Origin of the sequence: Neolewinella agarilytica (assembly GCF_900110645.1) — a bacterium.
Classification (GTDB): Bacteria; Bacteroidota; Bacteroidia; order Chitinophagales; family Saprospiraceae; genus Neolewinella; species Neolewinella agarilytica.
This window is the reverse complement of record NZ_FOFB01000013.1, coordinates 132,280-151,646: the sequence shown is the minus strand read 5'-3', so window position 1 is coordinate 151,646 and position 19,367 is coordinate 132,280. Positions and strand designations below refer to the sequence as shown.

Here is a 19,367-nt window from a genome sequence, read left to right as displayed (position 1 = left end):
CCCAAACCTCACGGCCTGGAATGCTGATGTCAAATAACTAGCTTAAAAGATGAAACGAGCGCCGGCCACCAGGGTCAACGATCGTTTCATTTCTAAAATGGTTTACCGCTTAAGGATGGTCTGTGCCCGAACGGGCTGACCATTAACCGTTACCTGCAGGTGGTAAGTCCCGGTTGGTAACTCTTGCACGTTAAGGCGGTTGAAGTTGTTTCCGGCGGCGCGCAGGCCAAAGTCGCGAACCAATACCCGACGGCCAAGACCGTCAAACAGGCTTACGCTTACCTGACTGCTGGCGGGCAGGTTGTATTCTACACCGAGCTCATCAGTAGCCGGATTCGGGAAGACCATCAGTTTGTCGAGTTCTGCAAAGTTGCTCACATTAACGCTGATCTCCTGGCCGAAACTAATCCAGTTGATATCAATGTCACCAGAAAAGGCGCCATTGTCCGGGGCAGGGTAGAAGACGATCTCCGTTACCCGCTGCGCGTCAACATCACAGGGAGCGGCTGCTTCCGCACAGCTGGTACCTCCGTATCCACCGTCTTCGTAGCGGCCTGCGTAGTCGTACTCGTAAGTGGCAAATTCTGCTCCGGTAATGACGTTGGCTGCTCCGGCATTAGTGCTTTCGAAGCCAGCCTCATCGGCCAGATCAATGCGCAAGGGAGCACTGTCTGCATTCCGGATGCGAGCACGGATGTAGAGCTTGTCTCCGGAGCCCGCAGCGTCGGCCTTGTTTGCGTTTCCTGCATCATCCCGCAACTGGTAACGAATTTGCTGATAGGTAGGAGAGGAACCATCCCCCGTCATGGTGAAGAAGCCTTCTTCAGATACGTTGTAGGTAATTCCACCAGGAGCTCCACTAAAAAATTCTCCGGCACCCACCAGGGTGTCGCTATAGTTCACTACCCCGACGGCCGTTTCCATCTGTTCTTCCAGTGGTTGGCCAACACTAACCCAGTCGATTTCAATCTGACCGTCAAAGAGTCCTTCTCCGGGGCGGACATAAAAGAAAAGCGAGCTCACTTGAGTTTCATCGATGAGGCAAGGGTCTTCAGGTGTACAGCCTTCTGCACCACCGTAGCCAGCGTCTCCGTAATTACCGGTGAAATCGTAGGTGATAACGCTCCACTCACTGGTGATTCGTTTGGTCAGACCCACGAGGTTAGTGGCCAGCCCTGAGCTATCCACCAGGTCAATTCTCATGGGGTGCGCCTCTCCGTTTGTCCGGGCACGGATGAATACTTTGCCCTGGCCTGCTTCAGCGGAGAAATCAACGGTACGCTCTACGTAGGCCGTGTCCTGATCATCCGTCGCTTCGTGGAAATTGTAGGTAACTGCTGCGAATTGCCCTGAGCTACCGTCACCGGTAAGGGTTAGTGCGCCATCAACTTCACTGACCGCCACCCCGGGTGCTTCGCCCGTAAAGGTGAGTTGATCGTTGCTGAATTCATCCTGATACATAAGCAGTGCCTGTGGGCCTTCACCATCGAGGTTTACACCGAAGCTGATCCAGTCAATATCAATCGTGCCGGCAAACTGCCCGGTACCACCATTGATGAAGATGAGCATTTCCTTGATCGCTTCCAGGTCTACGTCACAGGGGTTCGCCATGGCATCAGGGCAGGCATCATTCTCGAAATTCTGAAAGGCACCAGTCATATCGTACTCGTATACCGCCCATTCTTCCGTAAGGATGCGCGTTACTGCAAGACCGATGGATGCGATGTTGTCGTTGTCCTGAGCATCTATCCGGAAAGAAGTTCCAGGAACCGAAGTACGAGCCTTGATGTAAAACTTCGGGTTGTCGGTAATATCAATGGAGGTTTGGATGAATTCCGGAGCTGGACGCAGGGCGTAAACGTGCGGGGTCCAGGGGCCTGCCGTACCGTCACCAACTATGGTGACGACGGTGCTGTCGCCGTTGTCATCTTCCGTCCGGATTCGGGTGTAACCCGGTACGTCGTTGGTGAAACTTGTCAGGGAAGAGTCGGTGTCCATATGGTCCTGGTAAATGTCGGACATAATCGTTCCTTCCGGCTCTTCGCCCAGGGCGAAGTAGTCAAAAGCAACCTGGCCGGTAAAACCGCCTACTCCACCGTCAATAAAGAAGAAAATAGCGGTGATCGAGGTCAGGTCAATCTCTCCCACATCTACGGTGGAAAAGTCGTACTCCAATACGCGGTACTCATCGGTCAGCGTCTGGGTAATGGGGGCTACACTCGTGAAGTTAGTTCCATCGGCAAGATCCATCCGCAGGCTGGTTCCCAGTACGGAGGTCTTAGCGCGAACGTACAACTTAGGGCTGGCCGTAAGGTCGAAATTTTGAGGGAGTTGATACCAGACGCCATCCCAGGCACCATTAGTGCCGTTGCCAGCGACGATCATTTCGCCATTGAGCTCGGAGATGTCAAATTTATCCGTGTCGGGAGTTACCGTTCCGTCGTCGAATTCATCGACGAAAAGTGGCTGTGCTGCCAGAGCCATCGAAAAGAAGGCAAGACTGCAGATAAGTAGAAGCTTTTTCATAGTAATTAGTTGATGTAAGAGCTGAATGATAAGTCGGTCCGGAACGCGCGGCCATATTAATTTATATGCGTTCGGCGAATTCGACATTGTCGATGTTCGCCTCAATTCTTTGGTCGGTGTCGTCCCGGTCTTCAAGGTGAAATTTGATCTGATTTACCTTCTGGGGATCAACCACAAACCCTGCTGCATCTTTGAAGCGGACGAGGGGAATGCTTACGTGGGTCCAGCCTTCGTCGTTAAGCTGAATGCGGGCAGTAAAGTCTGAAGTGCTACCGTTTTGTTCCCGTAATACGAGCAGCAACCAGGTATTTGTACGACCGTTACTGTTGACGTCCATCTCGAGGAAAGTGGAACTGACGTCAGTAGTGATGCCAAAGGAATCCACCATGTCTCCGCCCGGAGACTCAGCCCCGCCGAGCCAGACGGTGCCCAGGGCATCCGTCCCGCTGAGTTGCAGAAAGTTGCCCTCCAGCGGAGCCGGCAGACTGCTTCGGATATAAGGAGCTCCATTTCCCTGGTCGGTGAAACCACGGAAGCTGAATTCATCATTGGCCACTATACCATTGCCGTCAAAATCAGAAATGAGCTTCCGCTCAAAAATCTGGAAAGTAACGTTGGTCTGCGCACTGCCGCCATTGGCGTCAACGCGGATGAACCCGGTTTTGGCGCCTTCGGGAACTCTGACGATGAGGCTGTCGAGCGACTCATAGACGATTTCTGCTGAGATGCTGTCATTGAAGGCTCCGTCTACGAACTCGCCGGTCTTGAAGGTCACGTCGAGGGGAGCGAAGAAATTCTCCCCGATCAGCGTGATGAGGTCGCCTTCGTTCGCAATCCGGGGAGATAGCCGAATGACAATGGGGGCTTTTTCGGTAACGAGAAAGTTGGTGGTGAAAGAACCTCCGTCCGTCCGGACGGTGACCACCTTTTCTCCCAGCGAAATGTCCGTAGGAACACGGAACAGGAGGGCTACGTCGGAATTATAAGCGGTGTTGAAGGGAATAAGCTCATCATTAAAGAGAAGCTCTTTGATATTGGCCAGGTTTTCGCCCTTCATAACCACCAGGGTTTTCGATTCCCCCCGTTCAGGCTCAATCGAAATGAACTGGGGCGGGTCGGGCTTGTCGTCACAGCTGCTCAGCCCCAAGATGCCTATGAGCAGCAGGAAACAGAGAGGCCAGGAAGGGAAAGACTTGAGTAAAAACATGAAGGTAGATTGGGTAGAGATAAAAAGTAGCGTAGGGCGCGGCCGCAGGTGCAGTGGGGGGATTGGGGAGCAGGGGAGAGAAAAGCTTTCAATCTCTGCTTTTAAAAAACCTCCCCCTGCACCTGCGGCTGCGCCCTGCTGACCATTCACAGTGTCAGGCAGTGAATGAACATTAGTAGCCTGGATTCTGAGTCAGATTCGGGTTGATCTCCAGTTCACTGGCCGGGATCGGGAAGAGTAATTTTGTTTCGTCCAGCGTTCGTCCGTGAAGGCGCAACAACATCACAGCTTCAGCTTCTCCTTTGCGCAGAATATCGAACCAGCGCTTGGACTCAAACATGAACTCCCGACGGCGTTCTAATTCAATAATCTCCTGATCCAGAAATTCAAGCGGCTCTACGCCGGCTCTGGTGCGGAGACCGTTAACAAGGTCAACGACGCTTTGATTGAGCGATAAACCACTGCTCAGAGCTACGATTGCCTCCGCGTAGATCAGGATTACTTCGGAGTAGCGCATCATGCTACCGTTCTGTGAGGTACTCATGAAGCATACATCACTTCCACCACCGATGACGTACTTTTTGATGTTGCTGCTGGCGCCTCCGGCTCCATCGTCAGGATATTGATAACCGCCGTCCCCGGGGTTGAGCGTAGGGTAATAATTTCCGGGCTCCATCATCGACCAGTACCGGCGTTGATCACCTTCTTCCCAAATGTCCGTGGCCGTCGTATTGGGGTTGTCTTCTCTCGGGTCAGTAGGAACAAGTGATCCCCAACCATCGGTTCCTTTCGTGATGCCCTGGTTCCAGGGGGCGAAGAAGGCCTGGCGCATATTTCCCGTGCCCCAGCTTTCGCAGCCAGCGAACTGGACTTCAAAAACGGATTCCCGGTTATTGTCTGCCGTTTCTCTTACCCAGAGATCTCCGTAATCCGGCATTAACTCATAAACCCCGGAATTGATTACGTCCAGGGCCAGGTCCCGTGCCGATTCATATTCCCGCAGGGTAAGGTGCACACTGGCCAGGTAAGATTTGGCGGCACCGCTGGTAGCCCGGCCATTGTCGCGTTCAGCGGGCAAAAAGCTGGCCGCATTGGCGAGGTCTTCTTTGATCAGGTCGTACACCTCACTCACCGGGCTGCGGGGCAGCAGCAGGTCCTGCTCTAAACCAGGCGGGATCGTAACCAATGGCACGTCGCCGAAGATGCGAACCAGGTCATAGTAGGCAATTGCGCGCAGGAAACGGGCTTCGCCGATCACGCGGTTCATTACTTCTTCACTGATTTCAGCATTCGGGGCTTTATCAATCACTACGTTGGCAAGTGTGATCAGGCGGTAGCGCCCGGTCCAGTAGTTGAGGACTTCTCCGGCTCCGGCGGTAACGCTGAAGTTGTCAATGGCCGAGCCGAAATTTTGCCGGGAATCGTCACTGGGTACTTCATCAATGCGCCAACCTTCGCCGAAATACTGTTGAGACTGGATGGCGGTGTAGGCCGCCAGCAAAGCAGACTCCATATCCGCCTCCGTCCGGTAAAAGGACTCAGTAGATATCTGGTCGATGGGCTGGCGATCCAGAAATTCTTCTCCACAGGAAGCGAGTAGAATAGCCGATATAAACAGCGTGGACGCAGCACGCGAGATTTTGGACAGTTTCATTTTTTGCACGACTTTAAAGTTTAAAAATTGGCGTTCAGCCCGAAAGTGATGGCGCGGGAAATAGGGTAGCGCCCATTGTCTACGTTGTTAATCAGGGGGTTTTGGTTGAAAGAGCCTACTTCAGGGTCGTAACCCGTATAGTCAGTAAAGGTGATCAGGTTTTGGCCTGAGACATAAAACCGCAGGTTCTCCATATTCAAGCGCTTAATGACGTTCTGCGGTAGCCGGTACCCGAGGGAGAGGTTCTTAAGGCGGATGAAGCTACCATCTTCGATGAAGCGGGTGGAAATCCGGGTATTCGCATTGGGGTCAGCAGCAATAGCGCGCGGGATGGTGTTGCTGGGGTTAGCTGGCGTGTAACGATCGAGAATGGTGGTGGACTGGTTGCCGAAGCCTTCGAAGCTTTCGGTGCGGCGGCGAACCATGTTCAGGATGTCATTGCCAAAAACGCCCTGAAACAAAAAGCTCAGGTCGAAGCCTTTATAACTGATCCGATTAGAAATGTTGGCGGTAAAGTCGGGCAGTGGATTACCGATAAAGGTTTGATCCTCAGCATTAATAATACCGTCATTATTGAGGTCTTTGAACTTAATGTCGCCCGCCCGGGTGTCAATGGATTGAAAAGGAGCTTCGGTCACATCATTGGGTTCCTGAAAGATACCGTCGACGACGAAGCCATAGAACTGACCAATTGGTTGGCCTACTTCCGTCCGGGTAACGGGTAGTCCTTCAACGGTAGCCACCAGGCTGCCGTTGGAGCCCAGGTTAGTTACTTCGTTGGTGGACCGGCTAAAGTTGAAGGAAGTACTCCAGTCAAATTTGCCCGTTGTGTTTTGGGTGTTCAGAGTGAGTTCAAAACCATTGTTTACGATCTCTCCTACGTTTACGATGGGGGCACTTAAACCGCCCGTAGTGGCGGGAAGCAGGGCCGGTAAGAGGTTGCCATCTGCCCGGCGGCTGTAATAATCTGCAATGATCTCAATCCGGTTGTTGAACAGCCCGAGGTCAATGCCGAAGTTGGTCTGGAAAGAACTCTCCCACTTTACATCGGGATTAGGGATGTTGCTGGGGGCGAAAGCTGTAATGATCTGGTCTCCCTGTACGGCCGTAACGGCGCCTACGTTAGAGGTGAAGCTGTAGAAACCGATTTCCTGATTACCCACTGCTCCGTAACCAACGCGAAACTTAAGATTATCCAGCTTTTCCCAATTAGCCAGGAAGCTTTCGTTGCTTAGCCGCCAGGCGAAAGCTGCCGAAGGGAATACTCCGTAGCGATTGTTTGCCCCGAAACGACTGGAGCCGTCAGCCCGGACCGTCGCCGTTAGCTGGTAGCGGTCACTAAAGGAGTAATTCGCCCGTCCGAAATAGGAAACCAGGGCAAAGTCACCCGAACCCCCGCCATTGTTCTGCTGTCCGGCATCCCCCAGGTTAATGGCCAGGTTCGTGTTGTTGGGCAGGTCGTTGCGGCTGGCGAAAAGGAACTCATAGCCTCCTTCCTGGGCCTCGAAGCCCGCCAGCAGGTTGATGTTGTGCTTGTCCGCAAAGGTTTTCTTTAAGGTCAGCAAGTGCTTGTTGATCCAGAATCGGTTTTCGTTTTTGGAAACCTGGAGGCTGGAACGCTGGCTGATCTGCCCGCGCTCGTAGGCGGGCTGGAAGGTTTGCTGGCCCGCAAAAAGGAGGTCGGTGCCGAATTCCGTCCGGTAAGTCAGGAAGGGGAGAAGATCAGCTTCAAAGTAAAAGTTTGCCAGCAGGCGGGTCTTGCGGTTAATGTCCGAGGTCTCCAGTGCGCGGCTTACCGGATTGATGAAGTTGAGCTCAATTTCATCCTGCGGAGCGGCAAAGCTCCCATCAGCATTCCGGACGGGTGCTGCAGGGACAAAAAGCAGGGCGGTATAAACCACCCCGCGACTGTTGTCCTGTAGCGTAATGTCTTCTTTAGTGCGGGCCACCAACAGGCTGTTACCCAGCCTGACGCGGTCATTGATCTGGTGGTCGAGATTAATCTTACCGCTAAAGCGCTCAAATGCGGAGCCAATCACGATGCCTTCGTTACGGTTGAAACCACCGGATACAGCAAATTGAGTCCGTTCTCCACCTCCGGACAGGGTAAGCTGGGTGTTATAATTGAATGCCCGGCGGAAGATCTCTTCCTGCCAGTTGGTGCCTTCTCCCAGCAGGTCCAGATCCTGAAACTCTTCGATGGCATTGAAGTTATTGCTGTTATAATAGGCCGCGTATTCTCTTAGATTAAGCACGTCTACCTGACGATCAAGTTTCTGCGTGCCTACGTAAGACTCCAGACTTACTTTACTTCGCCCGGCTTTTCCTCGTTTAGTAGTAATTAACACGACACCGTTTGCACCGCGGGCACCATAAATAGCGGTGGCAGAAGCATCCTTGAGGATCTCAATGGATTCAATGTCGTTTGGGTTAATGGTGTTCAGCGTATTAGAAGCCTGAACGTTGCCTTCTACACCGTCATACTGTGATCGGCTCACGCTGTTGTCATTGACAACGGGGATACCATCAATAACGTATAGTGGCTCCGCAGTTAGCGTAGAGCCAATGCCACGAACCCGGATAGAGACACCTCCACCGGGGGCGCCTGAATTTTGGGTTACCTGTACACCCGCAGCCCTACCCAGAATGGCCTGATCCAGGCCAGTAACGGGAACTTCCCGTAGCTCTTCTGAAGTAATGCTACTTAAAGAGCCCGTTACGTCTGATCGTTTCGTTGTACCGTAACCTACCACTACAACTTCGTCGAGCTGCTGGGCATCAGGCTCAAGTTTGACGTTGAGTACACCCTGATTACTGATCTTGTATTCAGCAGAGATATAACTGAGGTAACTGAATATCAGGACATCTCCCGTCTCCGCCGTAATGGAATAATTACCGTCAAAATCGGTAATGCCACCACTAGTGGATCCTTTAACCAGTATGTTAACCCCAATGAGGGCTTCGTTGGTCTCAGCGTCGGTTACCTGACCCGTTATTGTGCGAACAGAAGATGGAGGACCTTCCGGAACATTAAGGGCAGAAAGGGTAGAAGGAACAGTGAGTACCAGTAATAAGGCAGCACCGAGCAGGCATGCTTGCTTCATGGTCGACAATAGATGAATGCGTGTTCGCTTCGAAAAGCGATTTAAAAGATGGCTTTGTATGATCTATAGCCAAGATAAGGAAAATTATCTGCTGATTCTACTGCTTCAATCCACCCGGAGGCCTTATTTTATGCGCTTTTCAAGGAAAACCCGCATGGTTGTTCATCTGCAATCGATTGAGGAAAAAACGCAAAAAAAATGAAATTTTTTTCGTGGAATTTGACTCTGTTTCCTAAAACAGACGATTTTGAACAACTAAGACTTTGAGGACAAGACATAGGAATAGGCTTCTCCCTCGACTACTGCGGAGAACTCAATTTATTTCAGTCTTGTAATTAATTTCAGGAGGCTGTATCGGAAAGCTGTCTACTCCTCTTTCTTCTTCTCCTTCTTCGTCCCTTCATACAAATCATAACGACAGAAGCGGACTTCAATCGGGCCGTTCATCATCGGGATTTTCCGGCTGGTACGAAGGCCAACAGATTTCACCGCATCCTGATTGCCCGAAATGATCCAGGCGGTATATCCTTTCCAGTTTTGCTTGAGCGTATCTCCGATTTGAGCGTAAAAAGTGGTGATGTCTCCTGTTTTCAATCTTACCTCATAGGGAGGGTTAGTGACCAGCAAACCACCATCTTCCTCTTTTACCGGGCGCGGTGCCTGCAGGTCAGCGAAGTCTGCATTACGGAGTTCAACGTGCCGGAGTAAGCCGGCGCGTTCCAGCGATATTTTTGCCAGATTGAGTGTTAGCTCGTCGATGTCAGATCCAACGATGGGGTGCTCGGGCTTCTGAATTCGGTTCAGGGCATCCTGGCGGACGGAAGACCATAGCCCGGCGTCAAAGTCTGGCCAGCGCTGGAAACCAAATTCCCGCCGCAGGCCCGGGGCCTGGCGGGTGGCAATCATGGCAGCCTCGGCTACTATCGTCCCGGAACCACACATGGGGTCTACGAAAGGAACGCTTCCGTCATAGCCGGTCAGGCCCAATAAGCCTGCGGCGAGTACTTCGTTGATGGGCGCGCCGCCCGTCCGGCGGCGGTAGCCCCGCCGGTGCAGACTGTCTCCGGAGCTGTTCAGGCTTACCGTCACGGTATTGTCCCGGCCAACGTGCAGGTAAAAGGTCATATCCGCGTCCTCCTTACTCACACTGGGGCGTTCTCCGGTTTTATCCCGGAACTGATCCACAATGGCGTCCTTGAAAAGCTGAGACAGATATACACTGTTACTGTATCGGTCGGATTGGCTGGAAGCATCAATCCAAAGGTTCCCATCTTTTTTTAGCCAGGGGCTCCAGTCGATGTCCCGCAGGCGGTTGTACATCGTCTGTTCATTGTTCGCCCGGAACTGCCCCATTTGCACCAATACACGAATGCCGGTACGTAGCTCAAGGTTGGCCCGGTACCGGAAGGTTTTGTCCCCTTTACAGTTGACGACCCGCAGGCCGGGCTGGATGTCTTCGGCACCAATGGCTTTCAATTCTTCTACCAGCAGGTCCTCAAGGCCGGCCATGGTGGTTATGGCAAAATGTTCGATGGGTGGTGGTTTTTGTAAAAAGATATTAACGCTTGTCAAAATCAACTCTGCAGGCTTTGCAGTTGGTGATTCGCTGCAAGGTAGGTCCTAATTTGCCGACAGACATAATCATTTCACCGATTGATAGTCCGGAAAGCCGTCAGCTACCTTGAATATAGCTTTCGTGGATGCAACCATGGCTTTATCGAAGCGTCCTTCCTGTCACCACACTATTCTATTCTTAGCCCCGACTTATGAAATTTTCTATTGCCTTCCTTTTCTCTTTTTTCTACTCACTCATGGTCTTTGCCCAGGAGAAACCAAGCCTGGAGGCTGTCCGTACCGATGAGGCCATCAAGATCGATGGTATCATTGATGAAGCTGCCTGGCAGGCGGCTCCGATCGGGGCAGACTTCACCAATCTACAGCCCGTTCCGGGGGTCAAACCCGCACAGAAAACAGAGGTACGGGTTTTGTACAACGATCGGGGTTTTTACGTTAGTGCTATGCTTTATGACGCCAGCCCGGACAGTATTCTGGCAGAGCTCACTGAGCGGGATGATCTGGGTAACACGGATTGGTTTGCCATCTCCCTTGATCCCTACAACAGTGGCCAGAATGGCTTTGCGTTTCTGACAACGCCTGCGGATGTTCAGTTTGACTCTCAATACTCAACTCAGGGGGAAGATTCTAACTGGGACGCAGTATGGGTCAGCAAATCTGCCCGGCTGGCCAACGGCTGGTCGGTAGAATACTTCATTCCCTATTCTGCCATCCGTTTCCCGAAAACGAACGAGCAGGAATGGACGATTAATTTTGTTCGTAACGTTCAGCGGAACCGCGAGAAAAGCTTTTGGACAGAGATTGACCCCAACATTGACGGCTATCTTAATCAGTGTGGAAAACTGACGGGGATTCGCAATGTGAAGGCGCCCGTTCGCATTCAGGCAACACCCTTTCTGGCGGCCTATGGGCTTAAGTCCCGGCAAGCTGAGGCCGGTCAGGCCGCAACGGGAAGCAGCATTACGGGGGGCATGGACCTCAAGGTAGGCCTGAGTGATGCCTTCACCCTGGATATGACCCTGATCCCGGACTTCGGGGAGGCGCGTAGCGACGACCAGGTACTCAACCTCGGCCCCTTCGAACAACGCTTTGATGAGCAGCGGGCCTTTTTTACTGAAGGCACCGAGCTTTTCAATAAAGGCGGCTTTTTCTATAGCCGGCGTGTAGGTGGTCGCAACCATTTTGCCGGTGCCCCGGGTAGAGAAATACTGGAAGGGGAAACCGTAGTGGATAATCCCCAGCGAGCGAAATTATACAACGCGACAAAAATCAGTGGCCGGACGGCAGGTGGCACGGGCATTGGTTTTTTCAATGCTGTAGAACAAGCTAATTACGCCACCATCCGGAATCTGGAAGGGGAGGAGCGCAGGGTGTTAACCAACCCGCTGACGAACTATAACGTAGCCGTAGTTGATCAAAATTTGAAGAACAACTCCTCACTAACGCTGATCAATACCAACGTAATGCGGGAAGGAGAAGCAACGGATGCGAACGTAACGGGTCTCCTCTTTGATATTCATAATAATGCCAACAAGTATGCCATCAGGGGGAAGCTGGGCTTAAGCCAGCGATTCCTGCCGGAAGAAACTTCGAGAGGACATGTAGCAGAATTAAGTCTGCGGAAAATTTCCGGCAACTGGACCTGGTCTCTATTCGCTGGCGAAGAGAGTGACACCTACGATCCCAATGATTTAGGCATCCTCTTTTCCAATAATTCCCGAAGATTCAGTGGCCAACTTAGCTACAACCATCGCGAGCCCTTTCTAAACGGGTATTTCCTGAATGGAGGAACGGGCTTTAGTTCCGCTTATGAATCTCTTTATACCAATGAGTTTACCGAATCGCTTGCTGAAGTATGGGTGTACGGGCAGACGAAGCACTTCTGGAACGTGAATTTTTGGTCAGAAATGAGCCTTTCGGACCAATATGACTACTTCGAACCCAGAGTCCCCGGCCGGGTCCTTCGCAATCCGGGCTTTCGCAATTTGGGCGGTTGGATCGGAACCGACAGCCGTAAGGCGGTACGGCTGAGCATGAACGCGAATACAAATGGATATTTCGGAGCTGACCGCTCTGATTTGTACATGAATATCAATGCCCGTTGGCGGTTGAGTGACCGCTTGAGCCTCAATGCATTTACTTTCCGCGGGAGAGAAAAAAATGAGGTAGGCTACGTCAATCGCCAGCAGGTGGAGCTGCCGGACGGTGGGCAACGGACGGATGTTTTCATGGGGCAGCGAGACGTAACGAGTGTGGAAGCGGGCTTTTCCGGAAAGTATAGTTTTACGGCCAATATGACGCTTAATTTGCGGGTGCGCCACTACTGGTCAGGTGTTAGCTACAACGACTTTTTTCTCTTAGGAGAAGAAGGAAATTTAAAGTATACGGATTACGAAAATAACCACGACCAGGATTTTGATGCTTTCAACGTTGACCTGATTTATCGCTGGCGCTTTGCGCCGGGTAGCGATATCTTTTTTATCTACAAATCCAACGTTACGGACTTCGATCTGACCCGAGCGGAGGGCTATGGCAAAAGCTTTAATGACCTCTGGCAAGATACGCCACGCAATAGCTCTATCTCCCTGAAAATGGTGTACTGGCTGGATTATGCGAGCCTGGTGAAATAATAAGGTAAGGCACGACTGCAGGTGCAAAGAGCGCTTTTTTAAGAGCAATGTAAAGAGCTTCCCTCTGCTATTACAGTACGCTCATTGCACCTGCATCTGTGCCCTGAATATAGACTTGTGGCAAGTTCGCTTTTCGAGTGAACGGCGGCAAATACATATTAGTGTGGTGATACGCACGTGGTAATTAGTGGTCTCCGTATTCTTTGGTTTTATTAACTTTACCTCTGTACTGAATAGCTTATTTATCAGCTTTTTCGCTGGTTGTATAAGCCATAAACCACCCTATAACTACCTTTCAATGTTCTTCCGCCTCTCTGTTTTATTGACGGCCCTGTTTACGGTCACCTCCTTTGCCTACTCGCAAGAATCACCGGAAAAAATCAAACTTGGCAAAATATCGGTAGAAGATCGCCGGCTCACTGAAGCTCCCGGAGATTCCACGGCTGATGCCTACGTGCTGTATGATTTGATGGATATGCAGATTAAGCAGGACCCTGATGGTGCGCCGATGTTACATGAGTATCGACATCGACGGGTAAAACTGTTTCGCGAGTCAGCGTTTGACCGGGCAGACGTGGAGTTAAGCTATTATAGAGAGTCCGAAAAAATTTCTCAGCTCAGGGCCTTTATTCACCTGCCTGAAGGAGGAGTTCTCAAACTAAGCGGTAAGGACTTTATTCGTGAACGCTATGACGATGACCGGGATATCTGGCGCTTTACTTTCCCCAATGTAGCAGAAGGGGCTGTCATCGAATATACCTATCTGAAAACGGATAAAGGGATTACGGTTCCCAGCCGGTATTATTTTCAGGAAAGTATTCCTGTTCGTTGGGCAGAGTACAACGCTTCTATCCCCTATTATTTTAACTACGTTAGCCTGGGAAATGCCAGTAATTATACCGTTAGTAACGTAAGCACGGCCAACCGGCTCTATGGCAGTGAAAAAATTAAGCACTCGGTTATCAAGTGGGCGTATAAAGATTTACCGGCCTATAAGGAACAGCCCTACGTTAATAATTTCAGCGATTATATTCCGCAGGTACGCCTGCAGTTACAGACGGTTCAATATCCTGGTCGGCCGGTATACAAAGTATTCTCCGACTGGAAAGACACGACAACGAAAATGGACGGTTGGGCCCAATTCGGCAAAGCCTACCGCAATAAAGGAAATTCTGGTAAAGTCTGGAAAGCCGTAGAGCCTTACCTGGCCGAAGCAAGCACCGAAACGGATAAGGCCAAACTACTGTATGACTTCGTCGCCGGTAAAATATCCTGGAACGGGAGCTACAGCTGGACTTCCGAGCGGACCCCCAACAAAGTATACGATGCCGCAGAGGGGACCAGCGGTGAAATCAGTATGCTGCTACTGGCCTTACTCCGGGATGCGGGCATTGAGTCACAGCCAATTCTGGTACCTCTGCGGAATTATGGTTCCCCTCTGGAGCTTTACCCGCTAATCAGCCAGTTTGACCACCTGATGGTACTCGCTACGGTAGACGGCAATGACATTATTCTGGACCCTAACGACCTGAACCGCCCGCCGGGCCTGCCCCGGGTTGCAGCACTCAATCACCGGGTATTTGTGGCCAACCCCGACAACCCACACTGGATCAGCATTGATGTACCCAGGGCCACGCAAACCATTATGGCCAATGTAGCGCTGGACGAGGAAGGGATGGCGGATGTTGATGTTCAAAGCCGTATGTCCAGCTACTATGCCTTCAACGGCCGGAACCGCATACAGGAGATGGAAGAAGACGCGGAGCTACCCATCGTGGAAAATATGATGGAAAGCTTCCCCGAAGCGGAAGTCATCAACCATTTGGTAAAAGAAGAAAAAGTGAAGAGCGGCCCGCTTTCGATGGATTTTAAACTTAAGGTCCCCATGGGGCAGGCGATGGATGATTATCTGTACGTACAACCCATTTTAAGCCCCGTGCTGCATAATGAGCTGGCGGATGCAGAATACCGCTTGTATCCGGTAGACTTTGCCTACCCCTGGATAAAGCGCTACATCACCACAATCTCTGTTCCCGAAGGCTATGCTGTGGAAGAATTGCCGGAATCCATCCGGTTACGCTCCGAAGATGGCACCATGAGCTGCACTTTCGCTGCTACGGAAAAAGAGGATAAAACCATCTCGATCAACTTTACCGTGAGCATTGACCGGACGGTTTACGAGGCTTCAGAATACGGCGCTTTGCGTACGATGTTCAAGCGAATTATCGAGTTGCAGGAGTCTACCATTGTATTAAAGCGCGCTAAATAATGAAAAATCTAATAGCCTTATTAATCCTTTTGGCCGGATCTGCGCTTATGGGGCAAGACCTCAATATGTCCGTTCTGGCCATCCCCGACGAACTAAAGGAGAACGCCGGTTCAGTTGTTCGCAGCCACGAAATAGTTTACACCGTACTATCGGCAAATACGGCAACGATCTACGAACGGAAGGTGATTACAATCCTGAATGATGACCACGACCGGGAAAATCAGTTCGTTGTCTTCTATGACGAAGATTCGAAGATCACCAGCTTTAAAGCTACGCTGTATGATGCGATGGGGGACAAAGTTCGTTCCGCGAAAAAATCAGAAATTGAAGACGTGAGCGCCATTAGTGGCGGACAGTTTTACACAGATTCCCGGGTACAGACGACAACACTCACGCATTTGAGCTATCCTTATACAGTAGCCTTCGAGTATGAGAAGAAGCTGAAAAATTTCGGCGTCTTTGAGTTTCCGCAATGGCTTCCGATGGGATACAATCAGTCCGTAATGTCATCTTCCTTTACCGCTCGGGTACCAATGGATAATGAACTCCTCTTTCGTTCAAATGAATTGCCCGACCCTGAAACAGCTACAGAAAATGGCCGACGGGTCTATCGCTGGCTGGCCGAAAATATGCCCGCCCGGAAATCGGAAGCTCTTGCGCCGCCCATGAGTCAAACACTTCCTTATTTGCGGACGGTTCTTCGCAATTTCGATACGGGAGAATACAAAGGGGATATGCAGAGCTGGGAGAGCTTCGGGGAATTCATGTGGCAGCTGGTCGAAGGGCGTTCTGAACTTCCTCCACAACTACAAGCCCTGGTAAAGGAAACAACTGCTGGCCTCCCTACGGACAAGGAAAAGATCGACGCGCTTTATCGACTGCTTCAGGGCAGAACTCGGTACGTTGGGGTGCAGCTGGGTATTGGGGGCTTTCAGCCATTTTCGGCAGAATATGTAGAAACTAACCGGTATGGAGATTGTAAGGCGTTAAGCAATTATATGGGGGCGATGCTGGATGAAATCGGAATTGAGTCCTACCACGTGCTCATTTCTTCTAGCAAACGGCAATTTTTTCCGGTGCAAGAAGACTTTGCTACCTCCGCCTTCAACCATATGATATTGTATGTTCCATCTGAGGACATGTACCTGGAGTGTACGAGTAATGATTTTCCAACGGGATATATTAGTGAAGGAACGCAAGACCGAAACGTTCTGCTGGTAACCCCGAATGGCGGTAAACTGGTAAGAACTCCTAAAAGCGAACCGGCAGACAATGGCTACACCCGGACCGTTGATCTTTCCATTCAGCCGGATGGTAACGCTGACTTTAAATTGCACGGCAGCTTCTACGGGGCTTCCCAGGAAATGTATCGTGGCTTTGCCAACAGCGAACGCAACCAGGCAAAACAACTGGAATGGTTTAACCGACGTGGTACCCTGCCTGACGTAAACGGCACTAACTATTCGCTTACCGTTGCCGCTGATGAGCCTAAGGTTGAAATGACCTACCAAACCAACCTTCGCCGTTATTCCCGTAAGCTGGGTACCCGAATGTTCGTCCCCATCAATAAGTTCTATTCTTTCGATAATGTGCCGGATAAACTAACGGAACGCAGGTACCCCATCCACCAGCTTTCTGCTCGTTTTTATGTTGATACGGTTAACCTTACCTACCCCGAGGAGATGGAAATTGAAAGCCTGGGGGAAGCCCTGACCACCCTCGAGCATGCTGCCGGAGAATACCGTGCCGAAGTGAAGAGCAGCCCCGGAAAGCTGACCTGGATACGTACACTCAAGCTCGTTCCCGTTGAGCTGCCTGCTGAAGCCTACGCAGACTACCGGCAGTTTTTTGTCGATGTCGCTAAAGCAGATCGCCGGCAGATAGTGATAAAAACCCGGAAGAGCCGCTAACGTCAGAGTACCTCCGTAGGCGTAGCCGTCTTTTGTCCTTGGTTCCGGTCCATTATCGTTTTGCCAATGTAGCCCGCTAATCCAATGAGCAGGAGCAGGCTGCAGATCATGGAGATTAACTTACCCGTACTGTAGCTGGAAGGGCGGAAACTCATCTTAATCTCATGCTGTCCGGCCGGAACCCGCAGGCCACGCAGCAGGTAGTTGGTGCGGATTAACTCTGCCGGTGCCCCGTCAATGGTTACCTCCCAACCGAGATCAGGGCCATACCAGATCTCCGAGAATACGACCAGTTGCTCCGAAGGGGAATCGAACAGGTAGCTCAGATCGTTGGGGCTGTATTTCGTGAGCGTTATCGTACCCTGCCCATTGGGGGAGAGACCACTGACTTCATCGGCAAATTCGTTGTGGACGATGGCCGTTGCCTTCAGGTCAGGAACGCTTCCTAAAGCCGCAAATTCCTCGTCATTGGAGTTGACCATCTGAAGGTTACTCGCCAGCCAGGCGGGGCCGAAGGCGTTGGGGTTTCGTTGTGCCTGGACTTGTCCATCCTGACCGGGTAGGATGAAGTACTTCGTGTTGAGCATGCTAAGCACCTTAGGGTCCCGCTTGCTCAGGTAACCTTTTATCAGGTCATCGTAGCGACGCATCTTAACGGCGGAGTAACCGCCGACTGATTTATGGAAGTAGCTCGTTGAGGCATCATTAAAGGTGTTGACCGCCACATTGAGAACCCGGAAGTGTGGGTCAGTATCCTGCAGAATCTGCTGGTCTGCTGCCGTTGCCTGAAATGGCGCTGCGTTTCGTGGAGTTTTTCTCCAGTCTTCTTTTGCAATATACCGTCCGTTTACCCCGGAGAAGTCGAAAAGCAGGAAAGCGGCCAGTACCAGGCCGCCAATCAGCGGACTAACGGTTTTTCGCCACATCAGGAAGAGTACGCCAAAAGTCAGGCCGACGAAAAGGAAGCTTCTCCAGGCGTCCGCGCTATAAAGGGAGGCGCGGGTGGATTCAAGAGCATCCAGTAGTGACGCTACCTCAATTTGCCCGCCCGTAAACCGTTGTAGTAAAGCCGTGTCATTAGCCCCCGCGAAAGTAATGAAGCCAGGAAGCAATACGGCTACAATGAGTCCTAGCACCGCAGCGGTAATGCCTGAATAAAGCAACTGCTTTTTGGCGGCCTCCGGCTGATCGTCTGTTTTTTTGAGCCAATCATGAATACCAATCACGCCCAAAGAAACCATCATGAAAGAAGCGACGCCCAGGGCCGAGCTTGGTGCACGGAATTTGTTGAGAAAGGGAAGGATATCGTAGAGCAGATGATTAAAGCCTTCGAAGTTCTTACCTAAAGACAATAAAAACAATAACAAAGTACCGCCTCCCAGCCAGATAGCGATGCTCCGGCGGGCCGTAAAGAGGCCAAACAAAAAGAGTGCCCATACGACTGCCCCCAGGTAAGAGGGGCCTTCCGTAAACGGCAGAGAACCGTGGTACATGGGGGCGGCAAATTCTCCCCTGACGTTAAGGCCCGCTCTGCGCAGGGCCTTACCCAGATCAGTATCGGCCGTAATCTCCTGACCGTTGCCACCACCGGCAGCGAGCGGAGCGTAAGTGGCTACCAGGTCTTTAAAGCCGTTACTCCACTGCATGGAATAGTCCCACTCCAAGCCTTTTTTTGGCGCGTCTTTACCGTTTGGAGCGGCTAAAGGGGTCTCTAAAACCTGACCGCCCCGCATCGAAGAAGCCGTGTATTCCAGGGTCGTCATCAGGTTACTTGCTCCCGAGCCAAGGGCAAGAATTGCGCCGATAACCAATACACCGGCAGCTTTGGCAAAATGCCCGAGCTGGCCCTTTTTAAGGTCTGAGGCAAAACGCACCGCACCGAAAATCGGTAGGGTCATGGCGAAGTAGAACAACATTTGCGGGTGATTGGCCCGAATGGAAAGAGCCAGAGCAATGGCGAAAATCACTCCACCCAGCAAGTACTTTTTCTGGTAAGCCAGCAGTATACCCGAGGCGATCAGCGGGAGGTAGAAAATCGTCACGATTTTAGACATATGGCCCGCTTCAAAGAGCACAATATGATTCGTGGCCAAAGCTGCCCCGAAAGCACCAACAATGCTGAGCCAGGGGCTTACTCCCAATAAGACCAGCAATAAATAGCAGCAGAGCATTCCTCCAAAGAAATAGCCCGCCGGACGAGGTAAAAACCCCTGAAGCGGTTTTTCCAGTAGCCCGATCTGATTGCCGGCCCTCACGCTTGAGATCTGAAATGTTGGCATACCTGAAAAACTGGTGCCCGTCCAGTTTGCCCGCTCACCCGTTTCCTTTTGGTAGTCCGCGTATTCTTTGGCGGAGCCATTAAAACTCGTAATGTCACCCATCCGGAGGGTTTTACCCTGGAATTGCGGACTGAACAGAACAACGACAGTAAGTAGAAATATGCCGATGGCCAGTAGGTGGGGAAGTGCTTTCTTCAAATTCATGTAAATAGC

The 19,367-nt window shown here is 51.4% G+C and carries 9 protein-coding genes; 3 read left to right on the top strand and 6 right to left on the bottom strand.

Annotated elements, in window-relative coordinates; genetic code table 11:
- Positions 1-102: 102 nt before the first annotated feature.
- The 5 genes from BM123_RS12980 to BM123_RS12960 all read right to left on the bottom strand — a co-directional run bounded on the left by BM123_RS12980 (position 103) and on the right by BM123_RS12960 (position 10,063).
- Positions 103-2,526 carry a T9SS type A sorting domain-containing protein gene (locus BM123_RS12980; RefSeq protein ID WP_175489371.1) on the bottom strand — a complete coding sequence of 808 codons (2,424 nt, stop codon included), beginning with the start codon at positions 2,524-2,526 and terminating at the stop codon, positions 103-105.
- Between the two features lie 61 nt (positions 2,527-2,587).
- The gene (locus tag BM123_RS12975; RefSeq protein WP_090169168.1) at positions 2,588-3,733 is read right to left on the bottom strand and encodes a glycan-binding surface protein; all 1,146 of its coding nucleotides are present in this window, start codon (positions 3,731-3,733) and stop codon (positions 2,588-2,590) included.
- A gap of 172 nt (positions 3,734-3,905) precedes the next feature.
- Entirely contained in the window at positions 3,906-5,387 is a 1,482-nt protein-coding gene (locus tag BM123_RS12970) for a RagB/SusD family nutrient uptake outer membrane protein (RefSeq protein WP_090169166.1), read from the bottom strand.
- Between the two features lie 20 nt (positions 5,388-5,407).
- Positions 5,408-8,491 (bottom strand): SusC/RagA family TonB-linked outer membrane protein, encoded by a 3,084-nt coding sequence (locus BM123_RS12965; protein ID WP_090169165.1) that lies wholly within the window; start codon positions 8,489-8,491, stop codon positions 5,408-5,410.
- A 366-nt stretch (positions 8,492-8,857) separates the two neighbouring features.
- On the bottom strand, positions 8,858-10,063 hold the full coding sequence (locus BM123_RS12960) for a THUMP domain-containing class I SAM-dependent RNA methyltransferase (RefSeq protein WP_406603248.1): 1,206 nt from the start codon (positions 10,061-10,063) through the stop codon (positions 8,858-8,860).
- A gap of 194 nt (positions 10,064-10,257) precedes the next feature.
- Here BM123_RS12960 and BM123_RS12955 point away from each other — a divergent pair, with 194 nt between their 5' ends.
- From BM123_RS12955 to BM123_RS12945, 3 genes are all read left to right on the top strand, one after another.
- The gene (locus BM123_RS12955) at positions 10,258-12,696 is read left to right on the top strand and encodes a DUF5916 domain-containing protein (protein ID WP_090169161.1); all 2,439 of its coding nucleotides are present in this window, start codon (positions 10,258-10,260) and stop codon (positions 12,694-12,696) included.
- Positions 12,697-12,994: 298 nt separating this feature from the next.
- Positions 12,995-14,965 carry a DUF3857 and transglutaminase domain-containing protein gene (locus BM123_RS12950; protein ID WP_090169160.1) on the top strand — a complete coding sequence of 657 codons (1,971 nt, stop codon included), beginning with the start codon at positions 12,995-12,997 and terminating at the stop codon, positions 14,963-14,965.
- On the top strand, positions 14,965-16,875 hold the full coding sequence (locus BM123_RS12945) for a DUF3857 domain-containing protein (protein WP_090169158.1): 1,911 nt from the start codon (positions 14,965-14,967) through the stop codon (positions 16,873-16,875). Before BM123_RS12950 ends, BM123_RS12945 begins: the two co-directional genes overlap by 1 nt.
- A 2-nt stretch (positions 16,876-16,877) precedes the next feature.
- Here BM123_RS12945 and BM123_RS12940 read toward each other — a convergent pair whose 3' ends face one another.
- The gene (locus tag BM123_RS12940; RefSeq protein WP_090169156.1) at positions 16,878-19,358 is read right to left on the bottom strand and encodes a YfhO family protein; all 2,481 of its coding nucleotides are present in this window, start codon (positions 19,356-19,358) and stop codon (positions 16,878-16,880) included.
- Between the last annotated feature and the right edge of the window lie 9 nt (positions 19,359-19,367).

Coding starts and splice junctions, on each gene's coding strand:
- BM123_RS12955 (WP_090169161.1), top strand. CDS start 10,258: ATGAAATTTTCTATTGCCTTCCTTTTCTCTTTTTTCTACTCACTCATG.
- BM123_RS12980 (WP_175489371.1), bottom strand. CDS start 2,526: ATGAAAAAGCTTCTACTTATCTGCAGTCTTGCCTTCTTTTCGATGGCT.
- BM123_RS12965 (WP_090169165.1), bottom strand. CDS start 8,491: ATGAAGCAAGCATGCCTGCTCGGTGCTGCCTTATTACTGGTACTCACT.
- BM123_RS12950 (WP_090169160.1), top strand. CDS start 12,995: ATGTTCTTCCGCCTCTCTGTTTTATTGACGGCCCTGTTTACGGTCACC.
- BM123_RS12970 (WP_090169166.1), bottom strand. CDS start 5,387: ATGAAACTGTCCAAAATCTCGCGTGCTGCGTCCACGCTGTTTATATCG.
- BM123_RS12945 (WP_090169158.1), top strand. CDS start 14,965: ATGAAAAATCTAATAGCCTTATTAATCCTTTTGGCCGGATCTGCGCTT.
- BM123_RS12975 (WP_090169168.1), bottom strand. CDS start 3,733: ATGTTTTTACTCAAGTCTTTCCCTTCCTGGCCTCTCTGTTTCCTGCTG.
- BM123_RS12940 (WP_090169156.1), bottom strand. CDS start 19,358: ATGAATTTGAAGAAAGCACTTCCCCACCTACTGGCCATCGGCATATTT.